Genomic DNA, 12,200 nt, shown 5'->3' on the forward strand with positions numbered 1-12,200 from the left:
GGTAAAGCGAAGAACGAGGTTCGGTCATCACCCGTTATCGCAACTGATGTTTACACTTAGGTTAAGGTAACAGTGCCATTCCGCCGCTTCGCTATGCTTCCGAACTTCGGATGCGGCTTGCTAGCCAATGGCTAAACCGGGACAGGCTGGCGATTGACACTGTAGCGCATAAGCTTGGTTATACGTCTCAAGCGGCTTTCAGCCGCGCATTCAAGCGTGTTACTGGCCGTCCACCGGGCGCGAGCCGGCAGTTTTGATAGCCAGTCAGAATCATTCGTTCCTTTAAAGCGGGCATGAACTGGGGGATTTGAAGCCGGGCCAAATTGCTGACACGAACTGATCCGTTTTACCAGCTTTCCCGAGGATTTTGACGTAGAGTCAAGAATAGCCGTGCTTCAACCCGAAAGCTTGAGACGGTTGTAATTGCAGACCGCCAGTCAACACCGTATTCGCCAAGCAAATTGTGTCTTAATTTGTCAGACTATTTGCGACAATCCCGTCAATTCGAACCAGCCAGTAAACCGGGATCGGCGATGCCCGATTTTAAAGCGTCGTTAGCCTGATCATTTACTCAGACTCGAAGAAGTCACTCGGGTAGCGCGTGCCTCGTGCGAAGAACGCAGACGGTAACGATCTCCCGGATATGTGAATCGGCTTCGAGTGACAGGGATCCCATCGCGCCATGTCTGCCTATCTACAAGCAAACAAGGCTGACTGATATCAATCTGCAGATTTTCGCGAATGTCTTCATCCGCGCGTATAGCACGGATTGTATTGTCGACTGTCGTGACAATCGTGTTACGCAACAGCCAGAAATTCGGGGTAATCAGGGTGAAGTCCTGCTCGAGATAATCGGGCGCTTCAGCGCTATTCACATATCGCTCTTCGATTTGGATCGGTGTTCCATCTTCGAGGTGCAAAAGCTTGGAATAGAAGACGTCGTTTTCGGGCGAGCTCTGCAACATATTCCGCCGCGGGTTGTCCGCACTCAAAACCTCGTGCTGCAAAACACGGCTGCTATGCGCGCCGCCCGACAGGATCACTTCCTCTGAAGCGTCTGGCAAATTGAAAATCGCGCATTGCATCCGCGGGCCAATGACAAATGTTCCGCGTCCCTGAATGCGCAACAGAACCCCGTCAGCCTGCAATTCCCGCAATGCCCGGCGCACTGTCAGGCGAGATGCACTGAAGGTTCCCGCAAGGTCATCTTCTGAAGGCACCTGAAAGTTTGCCGGCCATTCTGCTGTTTCGATCTTTTTGTCGATAGCGCTTTTTATTTGAGCATATAATGGTTGGTCTGAACTGTTCATATCTCACAACAAATGATGTTATTAATAGCGCATAATCACATTCATAGTCGGGCTGGGTCAAGTCCACTTGCGTGATTACACATTGCATGAATCATGGGTTTCACCCCTAATGATTGCTTGCTAATGTTCTGGCTACAAATTCAGCGTCTGCCGGAAGTTGGTCCAGCGCCGGAAAGCCGAAGACATTCAAGAACATCAGCGAAACCGCTAAAATATTTGGTTTGTCATCAATGGAATCCACGCTGAAATAGATTGGGATCAGTTTTTCCAAAACATCAACTTCAATTCTTTCGGCGTTTAACTCAGCACTTTTGATAGTCTCGCGGAAGGCACCCGTATTTTCAAAACTTGTCGCCCACGCATGCACCTTCAGCGTCTTTCGGACAATTCTCAGCGGGATTACGACCTCTTCCCGCCATTCTTGTATTTCGGCGTATAGAGCGCTGAGCGCTTTTGCCGTGACATATCGGTCTGTTGTTACCGCGTGCAGAACCGCCAGATAAAACGGCACATCAATGGCATAATTGTCTTGCAAGCTCAGCAAGGCAGCCGGAATTCCGGGCTTGGCATAGAGTTGAAGCATAAAGCTCCAAAGTGCTGAATGACGTTCTATATCGTTCACTCGCTTGTTCCTCTGCCTTTAAGATCCAGATTTCAGCCCATCCCAACGTTTGACAGTGCCGGTTTCAATACCGAACAGATCAAGAGCGCGACCCACTGAATGGCAGACCATCTCATCAATGCTTGCGGGATGCGAATAAAAGGCTGGAACGGGTGGCATGATGATCGCCCCCATTTCAGTGAGCGCTGTCATCGTTTTCAAATGCCCGAGATGCAGCGGCGTTTCCCGCACCATGAGAACCAGTCGACGCCGTTCTTTCAAAACCACATCGGCTGCCCTGCTCATGAGTGTCGACGTCACCCCCGACGCTATCTCGGACATGGTTTTGACCGAGCACGGAGCAACCAGCATACCCATCGCCCTGAACGATCCCGATGCTATCGAAGCACCGACGTCAGCGGCCGAATGAACAACATCGGCGCGATGCGACAGCTCTGATTTTTGTATGCCAAGCTCCTGATGGAGGGTGAGAAGTGCTGCGCGCGAAACGACAAGATGTGTTTCAACGCCTACGGATCGCGCCAGTTCCAATGCTTTGAGCCCATAAGCTGCACCCGAAGCGCCAGAAATTCCTATCACCAGACGTTGAACGCTCATCAATTAAGCTCCCTCGAACCAGTCGCTGGCCTTGACACTGTCGCCAAGTCGCAATCGCTTACGTTCAAACTCCTGTTCACGCCCCCATGGCTTGGTCGCATCCACGAGCAGCCTGCCCCAATGGTCCTTCTGTTCATCTCGATAAAATGATGGTGTATCCGGGATGATCAGCATGTCCTTGTCTGGGCGACACCGCGTTAGAATGGCCCATTGAACATCATCCATGTCGTAGATATTCACGTCGGTATCCACCACCGTGATCTGCTTTGACCATATGGGTTCCGCGCCGATAGCCGCCAGCATGACCTGACGCGCATGTCCCTCGAACTGCGGCTCGATCTGAATGATGGCGTGATTGACGAATGGCTGGCAGGTTACATTGACGATACCGGGAAGCGCTGCACTCAGGCGCTGATAGATATTCGCGGAAACCGATAATTCGAGTGTGAGTACTTCTTCAGGTGAACCACACAATATCGAATGGAACATTGCGTCTTTACGCACGGTGACGCCCAGCACTTCGAAAACCGCATTCGGTCCGACAGGAACGTAATAGCCCATAAACTCGCCAAAAGGCCCTTCAGCGCGGCGTTCATTGGGAAGAAAGCGACCTTCGATCACCACTTCGGTTTCTGCGGGAACTTCAAGATCGATATGGTTGCATTTGCGCATGGAAATCGGTCGTCCACGCAACCGCGCCGCCACTTCCAATTCGTCGACATCATAAGGCAGTGGCGCTGCTGCGGTTAGAAATGCATGCGAAGGCGTACCAATCAACATGGCCGCTTCGAGCGGTTTGCCCAGTTTTTCCGCCTTCTCATGATAGATCGTCAGATGATGGCGAGGTGCCAAGCGACAGCGCAGCTCGTTATCGCTGATAAACATCGAGCGATGATAAGACAAATTACCAACGCCGGTTTCCGGATCTTTGGCGATAAACATTGCAGAGGTGAAATAGGGCGCGCCGTCGCGGTCAGAATAGGTGATCAGTGGTAGATCGGACAGTTTGACTTCTTCATATTCGGGAAGCTCGCTGTCCTCGGCAAGCTTTAGCGGCTCTTTCATCTCTGACGTGCCAAGAGATGCGAGACGGCTCCACTGGGTGCAAAAATCCTTAGCGTCAATGCCGATCACTTCGGCAATTCTGTCGCGCGTGCTGTAGACATTGCTGACAACGGGAAACCGTGTGCCTTTTACGTTGGTAAACATCACGGGCTTCGCCCATTTTTTCTGCGCAAGCTGCGTGACGGCTGCAAGTTCATGCGCAGGGTCAATCTCGCGATCAACCACCAGCAGATCGCCGCGCTCTTCAAGCTTATTGATAAAATCTCTCATCTCAAACTCCGTTCTAGGATTCAGCGGACAGTGCCCAAATTGGGTGTTAATGCGATACGGGTGGTGCGCGCGTCGTGCGCGGAACGCAGCCGATAACGGTCTCCGGGATAGATAAAACGGCTGCGCGTGACCGGAATCCCGTCGCGCCAGGTAGAACGGTCCAGAAGCAGACAGGGCTGGTTGGTATCGATCTGCAAAAGCTGGCGTATGTCGTCTTCAGCGCGAATGGCACGAATGGCATTATCAACTGTTGTGACCACCGTTTCGCGCCGAAACCATGCTTCAGGGCCTTGCGCTGAAAACGTCTGATCCAGATATCCCGGAGCTTCTGCGGCGTTGACATAGCGCTCTTCAAGCTGAATGGGCGTGCCATCTTCCAGATGAAGAAACCGGCTGTAATAAACCACCCCATCTGCGGACAATTGCAAAATGTTGCGCGCAGGATTGTCCTGCGCAAGGGTTGTGTGAACCAGAACCTGACAGGTGTGCGCGCCGCCAGAGCTGGCGATCTCGTCGCTGATATTGGGAAGGTCGAACACGGCGCACTGAATGCGCGGCCCCAGCACAAACGTGCCCCGTCCCTGCACGCGGATTAACACACCTGCCGTTTGCAGCTCGCGCAACGCACGGCGCACGGTCAGTTGTGAAACATCAAACTCTGCTGCCAGATCACCTTCCGAAGGGATCTGAAAATTCGCAGGCCATTCTTCCGTCTCAACGCGACGATCGATTTCACTTTTGATTTTTTTGTAGAGATGCTGGTCAGTGTTCACGATAGTCGCTCTTAAAAAGGTCAATGTGATAGTAAACTTCAACCATTATGATATCATAATCAAGTGCGTAAATTTAAAAATGCTATCGATTTTTCGGACAAGAATCGTTTACGCCAGCATTATCTCGATTATTCTGCGGTTTTACCGCGATTTTAGCGCAATTTCGACTTCATCACTTTTACTGTTGACTTTTAAAGTAATATCATTTTGCATAGGTAACGATATCTTTAGTGCATTGAAATGAATAATTCCGGGCCGCGCACCGCGAAAGGAAGCCATGCTTCCCGCACAAAGGCTCGCCAAGAGGAGGGGCAATGTCGACCCACGACCTGCAAAAACTTGCTATGTACATCAACGGTGAATGGGTAGAGCCGTCATCGGGCCAATATATCGAGACCATTGATCCGTTTACGGCCATGCCGTGGGCTCTGGTGCCTCGCGGCAATGCCGAAGACGCTGACAGAGCCATTCAAGCAGCGCATAATGCCTTTACCAAAGGCCCGTGGAGAAAGTTGCATCCCAGCGAGCGTGGCCGCATTATACAGCGCTTCGCCGACCTCATCGAACAGAATGCAGATGAGCTGGCTGAGATCGAAGTGCGCGATAATGGTCGCCTTCTCGCCGAAATGCGCCATCAAATTCGCTATATTCCGCGCTGGTATCACTATTATGCCGGGCTTGCGGACAAGATCGAAGGTGCGGTGCACCCCTGCGATAAGAAGGCCCTGAGCTTCTCGCGGCACGAACCACTTGGCGTCTGTGTCGGCATCGTGCCGTGGAACGCACCCCTGTTTCTTTTTTCACTCAAGGCTGCTCCCGCCCTGGCAGCCGGTTGTACGCTCGTGATGAAACCGGCCGAATATACCTCCGCTACCGCTATCAAATTGATGGAACTGGTCGAAAAGGCTGGCTTCCCCGCAGGTGTGATCAATGTCGTGACGGGTTATGGGCCTGAAGTCGGTGAACCGTTGGTAACCCACCCCCTCACCCGCCACGTTGGCTTTACGGGATCGACGCGCACAGGCGCACATCTTTATGCGCTGGCCGCCAAAGACATCAAGCGGGTTAGCCTCGAACTTGGTGGCAAATCGCCCAATATTATTTTTGAGGACGCCAATCTTGATAATGCCGTACGCGGCGTCGTCGGCGGCATCTTCGGCGCAGTCGGTCAGACCTGTATCGCGGGTTCGCGCTTGTTGTTGCAGCGCAGAATTCATGATGAATTTCTGGAAAAACTGACGGCCTTCACCAAAACGGCGCGCATTGGCGATCCCAAACACCTCGAGACCCGCATCGGTCCCATCGCCAATGCCATGCAGTATGAGAAAGTGCTGGGCTATATCGATATCGCCCGGCAGGAAGGTGCAGAACTCATCCTCGGTGGCAAACGGCCTGATCTGGATGAATGTGCGGCAGGCTATTTCGTTGAACCAACAATTTTCGCTGGCGTGAACAATGATATGCGTATTGCCCGTGAAGAGGTCTTTGGACCTGTTTTAGCTGCCATCCCATTCGATGAGCCTGAAGAAGCTGTAGCCATCGCCAATGACAGCGAATTCGGATTGGCCGCTGGCGTCTGGACGTCGGATATGCGTCGCGCCATCCTTATGTCAGAAAGCCTGGAAGCGGGCAGTGTCTGGGTAAACACATATCGCGATGTGTCCTATACCACGCCGTTTGGCGGCTATAAAAAGAGCGGAATAGGGCGCGAAAACGGAATAGAAGGAATTAAAGAATTCCTACAAACCAAAGCCGTGTGGTTATCCACCGCAGAGGAGATAGCAAATCCGTTCGTGATCGGCTGAGAAGGAACGCCAGAACAAAGCCTAGAAAAGCGAGCCATTTGAGGCCGGGTGGCTCGAAAACAATCACGGCCAAAGGGGAACTAAAAAATGCGTGTTGTAAAAACAAAGCGCTCCAAAAATGCAATGGTGCTTACCATCGGGGCGGTAATTAGCCTTCTCATGATAACAGGCTCTGTCAGTGCGCAAACCGCAGCGGAAAGCCTGCCACAGAAATATCGCGAAGCCGGTGTCATCAAGCTAGTTACTGACGCGAAATATCCGCCCTTCCAGTCTATGAACGACGCTGGCGAAATGGTCGGCTTTGAAGTCGATCTCTGGAACGCGATCGCCGCCCGTCTCAACGTCAAAGTCGATGTTACATCGGTTTCCTTCGATTCCCTCATCCCCGGTGTCCAATCCGGACGTTGGGATATTGCGATGGAAGGCATCACCGACAATGCCGAACGACAGAAAGTTGTTAGTTTCGTTGATTACGGCTACACGACATCATCAGCTTATGTCCTTGAGCAAAAAGGCGCTGATATAAACGACCATCTCGGCCTTTGCGGGCTGAAAGGTTCTGCGCAAAGCGGCACCGAATGGGTCGATATGATTACGAAGGAAATCGGCGAAGCCTGCGTTGCAGCCGGTAAGGAAAAACCTAGCGTTTCTGAATTCGGCACATCCGAAGCGACATTGCTGTCGGTTTATTCCGGTCGCAGCGACTTCGTTTTGACCTCTGCGGCCCTTGCCGGAGAAATTCAGAAGTCGGCACCGCATCCCGTCAAAGTCATTCCCATGCAGATTTTGCCAAGAATGCCCAGTGGCATCGCATTTCGCAAGAATGAAGCGGATCTCGGCGAAGCACTGCTTGCAGCTCTCAAGGAAGTCAAGGCCAGCGGCGATTACGACAAAATTTACGCGAATTGGACTGTCTCGCCAATGGCGATGGAACACGAGCCTGGTATAAATCTGGCCACGATCCCAACTTCAAAATAGCAATCTCGGCCGGTGACATAACTGATGATCGGGCTCATCGGCCGCATCAATGCGAATACGATTGAGAGACAGCCACCATGTCGGATGATTCAACTTTCGCCCCCTCGCCTTCACCTGACCGGCCCATGTTAACATATGTCCCGTCCAGCGCCTGGAAGACGCGGATTGCTGCAACGCTGCTTATCATCTTCATACTTTATTGCGTCAAGATGATTGCGGCTAATCCTAATTTTGGATGGAATGTAGTTGGAGAATATCTTTTCGACAGCCGTATCCTGTGGGGGCTGTATCTCACGCTATGGTTGACGGTAGTCACCATGGCTATTGGAGTTGTTCTGGGAACGATTTTGGCCATTATGGCAATGTCCAACAATATCGTTATTTCGAATGTAGCCAATGCCTATATCTGGTTTTTTCGTGGAACCCCCGTCCTGGTACAATTGATCTTCTGGTACAACCTCGGCGCCCTCTTTCCCGAAATGTCAATCGGGCTGCCTTTCACATCGTGGTGGATTTCGGTTCCCACCAATTCATTGATATCGCCGGTAACGGCTGCCGTCCTTGGTCTGGGTTTGAATGAAGGCGCATATATGTCCGAAATCATTCGGAGCGGCTTGATGTCGGTGGAACCCGGTCAAAAACAAGCGGCAAAATCACTTGGTATGACCAACGGAAAGGCTTTGTGGCGCATTATACTGCCGCAGGCGATGCCAGTGATCATCCCTCCGACCGGCAATCAAACGATTGGAATGCTGAAAACATCCTCTCTGGTGAGTGTGATATCGTTGGCTGACCTGCTCTATTCAGCACAAACGATCTATTCACGCAATTTTCAGACTATCCCTTTGTTGATCGTGGCGTGCATTTGGTATCTGGCGGCAACGACCATCTTGAGTGCTGCGCAGGTTCGCATTGAGGGGCATTTTGGTCGCTCCAATCAGCAGACCCATAACTCCCCACTCCGCCCAACCCGTCGTCTGTTTCGTCAGAAAGCTCAATAATATGTCTGATCCGATGATTGTCTTTGACCGGGTATCGAAAAATTACGGCAGCATGACTGTTCTCAGTAACATCAACCTTGAAGTGGCCGCTGGTGAGGTGATCAGTCTGATCGGCCCGTCGGGGTCAGGAAAGTCGACGCTGCTGCGCTGCGTGAATCATCTGGAGCGCATCGAGCAAGGTAGTATTACGGTGGACGGCGAGTTAATCGGCTACCGGCGCGAAGGCAATTTTGCGCACGAACTACCAGAAAAGCTGATTGCATGCCAACGTGCCCGGATCGGCATGGTGTTTCAGAACTTCAACCTCTTTGGCCATAAAACAGCACTCGAAAACGTTATAGAAGCGCCCGTCCATGTGCTGGGAGTTCCAAAACGCGAGGCCGAGAAAAAGGCCTTCGAACTGTTGGCTCGCGTGGGGTTGGCCGATAAATTAAACCATTATCCCCGTATGTTATCTGGAGGTCAGCAGCAACGCGTTGCCATTGCACGCGCCTTGGCAATGAAGCCCAAGGTCCTGCTTTTCGATGAACCGACCAGTGCACTTGATCCCGAACTGGTGGGGGAAGTGCTGGACGTCATGCGGTCGCTGGCAGCAGATGGCCTGACAATGATGGTGGTGACGCACGAAATGTCGTTTGCACGCGATGTCTGCAATCGGATTGCATTCATGCAGGCGGGCCAGATTGTCGAATGTGGCGCTCCGGCGGAAATATTGGATAATCCCGCGTTTGAGCGAACCCGCTCTTTCCTTTCCAAGGTTCACTAGATGACTGTTCCGCACAAGGCGCATTCTTCGGACAAATGGGACCTGATCATCGTTGGCGGCGGTATAGTCGGATGTTCAACGGCTCTTTATGCCGCACGATCAGGCTTGCGTGTGCTGATTGTCGAGCGTGATACACCGGGATCCAGACAATCCGGCCGAAATCTTGGCTTTGTACGTCAGCAGGGCCGTGACTTTCGCGAGCTTCCGCTGGCTATGGCTTCTCTCAACCTGTGGGAAGGGCTGGAGCAGGATCTGGGCCGTAAAGTGGGCTGGCTTCGTGGCGGCAACGTGGTCCTTGCCACCAGTGACGGTGACCTTGCCAACCAAGCCAACTGGCAATCCAAAGCCACACAGTTTGGGTTGGACACGGTTCTGCTCACACAAGCGCAAATTCGCGAAAAGCTTCCGCTTATCGCAGACGATGCTAAAGTGCGCGGGGCCATGTTTACCGCATCAGACGGGCGTGCCGAACCGAGCCGAGCAACGCGAGCCATGTTTGAAGCGGCGATTGAAGCCGGTGTTTCCGTTATCCTTGGCGCGCGTGTGACACGAGTGGATATTCAGGCTGGTCATGTGCACGGGGTCTGGATTGGCCGCAGGCATTATCGCGCAGATCAGGTGCTGTGCGCTGCGGGCACCGAAAGCTCCAAGCTGTTGCGCGCGGTTGGGTACATTCTCCCGCAAGAAAGAATACGCGCAACCGTGGCACGAACGGTCCCGGCCGCAGATCTCACCGTCAATCCCTGCATTTCACTCCCACTGACAGGCATTCGGCAAGACGCACGTGGAGCATTCGTTTTTTCAGTGGCGGGCGGGGAATATGACGTACGCTTCGATTCCTGGCGCACCATGCGTCACTATAAAGAAACACATAAAAACAATCCTGACGCGGCCCGCATCAATTACCTTGGCCCTCTGCAAAGGTTTGCGCCCTCGCGACCGTTGGTGCCAATTGCAGATATTGCACCGACAAGCGAGGCGGTTGAACCTGCACATTATCGCGTGCAGCAGGCGCAGGATGAATTAAGCCGCTTCCTGCCGGCGATCGCTGATCTCGAAATCGAAGCGGTATGGGCTGGCATCATCGACACACTTCCTGATGTGATCCCAGTTATGGGCCATGTGGACGGCGTCAATGGACTTCTAGTGGCCACGGGTTTCAGTGGACACGGTTTTGGCCTAGGGCCAATGGCTGGTAAAGTCATGGCTGAACTCGCACAAGGACACTCGTCTTCAGTGGATATATCGGGCCTATCACCGGACCGGTTCTAACCATCATCGGTAGATCTCAAATAGTGTAACGCCCACCCAACACGATCAACTATCAAAGACAAGGAGACGGAAAAATGGCACAGAGAATTTTTTCTGGAGTCCCTTCGGAGGCAATCGCCGGATATGCCAAAGCGGTTATTGATGGAAGCACAATTTATGTTTCGGGGACCACTGGCCGCGATAAAACAACAGGCATATTTCCCCCTGATGCAGCGCAACAGGCCCGTAACGCGCTCGCAGATATCGACAACGTGTTGAAGAAAGCAGGGGCGAGCCTCGCCGATGCCGTAGCAAGCCGAGTGTATGTTACAGATTTTGAGGCCGCCGATGCTGTAACGCCAGTGCTTGGGGAAGTGTTCAAAGACATTCGGCCGACCAGTACGTTCCTAATCTGCCAGATCCCTGCACGCGGTGCGAAAGTGGAGATCGAGATTACAGCTTCAGTCGCTAAGTAAGGCGCCCTTTCATTAAACTAGACTATAGTTCGGAGTAAAATTTCCATCCATTACTTAAAGTCTCAGACGTAGACAAGCGAGGCAAAGCTGGCGTTTGATTGCCAGTCAAGATTCCGGAAAAGATTTAAGACGCGATATTACGCGCGGCTCAATTTGCTAAGATTTCTGCCGAACATAGGGGTTTTTTCATTCGATACGAACTTTCAGCTGCTCCGCTCCATTTATGGGAACAGCGTTACTACTATGATTGAAGAGAAGCCCCTCTCGTTAACCAAAGAGACGCTTTTCAAGATTCCATAATTGCGTATAGAAGCCAAAAACGCGATCACGGACAGGGTCGCGAAGGCTATTCTTACGAACGAAAAAGCTGTGGTGGATGCTAAAACAGAACGACTGCAGGCTGCCCAACTGAAGCGCGACAACAACGAAAAGCGGGGTCGATAAAATTAACCGAAAGCATCGGAAAAGGTTCAAAGAATCTGGCTTTCCGATGAGCCGCTGCGCCAGCCTGAGGAATTGAGATGCTTGAGGCGTGGACAACAGACCGCCGAGAACTAGAACGAGAATTCTGTGACCTTGCGAAAGACATGTGCGATCACCAGTTTGCTTGGACGATTGAGCGCAATAAAGAGCAAGCCTTTAATGCCCTCGTAGCCGGGGCCAGCAACGTCAATGTGGGTGTATGTGGGTGTAACAGATCTCTTAGTCTTTGAAAATATTTGGCTTTTTCTGGTCATCTTCAGATATTTCTGAAATGCTGTGGAGGCGCGCCGGTGCAGCGAAAAACGGGCTAATGCTGGATGACATCCTAGAACGCAATGCGAGGTGTCGAGCGGTAACCTGCCTGGACCCGCAACGCAACGATCGCTGAGCCTTTCTATGAAGCAGTTCGCTGCCGTTATTCACGGTTTTTCTCTACCCAAATCATAAAGCCGATCAAGGCGAGTAGCGCCACCACTATCGTTCCGATAAACCACCAGCTCATTCTTTCTCCTCCTGAAAACATAACTCTTATTGCGCGAGAAAGTTCACGCAGCACGGATAAATAGAAACTCCCGATCAGTAGTGCACACTGACCGGTCCTATTCACCGCAATCGAGTCACGATTCCATCAGCATTGAACGGATTAAAAGGTATCACCTGATCAGAAAATATTGCCCTACACTAGGGGGTATGTAGCTAATGCCCTCGCCTGCTGTCCCAGAAATGCACCGATAGGACTCAAACAAGCGCCACGAGGATTGTCGACCGTACTCAGAAATAGCCCCTCCACTGCTTCCGCGTGA

At 52.1% G+C, this 12,200-nt stretch carries 11 protein-coding genes and 1 pseudogene; 7 read left to right on the top strand and 5 right to left on the bottom strand.

What is annotated here, in order from left to right:
* Positions 1-83: 83 nt before the first annotated feature.
* Positions 84-257: pseudogene (locus KWJ32_RS27045) on the top strand (AraC family transcriptional regulator); the annotation flags it as partial.
* A 306-nt stretch (positions 258-563) separates the two neighbouring features.
* Here KWJ32_RS27045 and KWJ32_RS27050 read toward each other — a convergent pair.
* The 5 genes from KWJ32_RS27050 to KWJ32_RS27070 all read right to left on the bottom strand — a co-directional run bounded on the left by KWJ32_RS27050 (position 564) and on the right by KWJ32_RS27070 (position 4,640).
* Positions 564-1,310: a UTRA domain-containing protein gene (locus KWJ32_RS27050; RefSeq protein ID WP_011983078.1), complete on the bottom strand. Its 747-nt coding sequence runs from the start codon at positions 1,308-1,310 to the stop codon at positions 564-566.
* A 106-nt stretch (positions 1,311-1,416) separates the two neighbouring features.
* Positions 1,417-1,932, bottom strand: coding sequence for a TIGR02444 family protein (locus tag KWJ32_RS27055; RefSeq protein WP_151610684.1), 516 nt, complete (start codon positions 1,930-1,932; stop codon positions 1,417-1,419).
* Positions 1,933-1,950: 18 nt separating this feature from the next.
* The gene (locus KWJ32_RS27060) at positions 1,951-2,529 is read right to left on the bottom strand and encodes a UbiX family flavin prenyltransferase (protein ID WP_151610683.1); all 579 of its coding nucleotides are present in this window, start codon (positions 2,527-2,529) and stop codon (positions 1,951-1,953) included.
* Between the two features lie 3 nt (positions 2,530-2,532).
* Positions 2,533-3,864 carry a UbiD family decarboxylase gene (locus KWJ32_RS27065; RefSeq protein ID WP_151610682.1) on the bottom strand — a complete coding sequence of 444 codons (1,332 nt, stop codon included), beginning with the start codon at positions 3,862-3,864 and terminating at the stop codon, positions 2,533-2,535.
* Positions 3,865-3,884: 20 nt separating this feature from the next.
* The gene (locus tag KWJ32_RS27070) at positions 3,885-4,640 is read right to left on the bottom strand and encodes a UTRA domain-containing protein (protein ID WP_151610685.1); all 756 of its coding nucleotides are present in this window, start codon (positions 4,638-4,640) and stop codon (positions 3,885-3,887) included.
* Positions 4,641-4,951: 311 nt separating this feature from the next.
* Here KWJ32_RS27070 and KWJ32_RS27075 point away from each other — a divergent pair, with 311 nt between their 5' ends.
* From KWJ32_RS27075 to KWJ32_RS27100, 6 genes are all read left to right on the top strand, one after another.
* On the top strand, positions 4,952-6,442 hold the full coding sequence (locus tag KWJ32_RS27075; protein WP_151610681.1) for an aldehyde dehydrogenase: 1,491 nt from the start codon (positions 4,952-4,954) through the stop codon (positions 6,440-6,442).
* A 123-nt stretch (positions 6,443-6,565) separates the two neighbouring features.
* Positions 6,566-7,420 carry an ABC transporter substrate-binding protein gene (locus tag KWJ32_RS27080; RefSeq protein ID WP_308669825.1) on the top strand — a complete coding sequence of 285 codons (855 nt, stop codon included), beginning with the start codon at positions 6,566-6,568 and terminating at the stop codon, positions 7,418-7,420.
* A 77-nt stretch (positions 7,421-7,497) separates the two neighbouring features.
* Complete coding sequence (locus KWJ32_RS27085) at positions 7,498-8,421, top strand: amino acid ABC transporter permease (protein WP_151610679.1); 924 nt, start codon at positions 7,498-7,500, stop codon at positions 8,419-8,421.
* A 1-nt stretch (position 8,422) separates the two neighbouring features.
* Positions 8,423-9,187 carry an amino acid ABC transporter ATP-binding protein gene (locus KWJ32_RS27090; RefSeq protein ID WP_011983070.1) on the top strand — a complete coding sequence of 255 codons (765 nt, stop codon included), beginning with the start codon at positions 8,423-8,425 and terminating at the stop codon, positions 9,185-9,187.
* Positions 9,188-10,459: an FAD-binding oxidoreductase gene (locus tag KWJ32_RS27095; RefSeq protein WP_011983069.1), complete on the top strand. Its 1,272-nt coding sequence runs from the start codon at positions 9,188-9,190 to the stop codon at positions 10,457-10,459.
* A 74-nt stretch (positions 10,460-10,533) separates the two neighbouring features.
* Positions 10,534-10,914, top strand: a complete 381-nt coding sequence (locus tag KWJ32_RS27100; protein ID WP_011983068.1) for a RidA family protein — start codon at positions 10,534-10,536, stop codon at positions 10,912-10,914.
* Positions 10,915-12,200: the final 1,286 nt, after the last annotated feature.

Origin of the sequence: Ochrobactrum sp. BTU2 (genome assembly GCF_024539785.1) — a bacterium.
Taxonomy (GTDB): Bacteria; Pseudomonadota; Alphaproteobacteria; order Rhizobiales; family Rhizobiaceae; genus Brucella; species Brucella anthropi.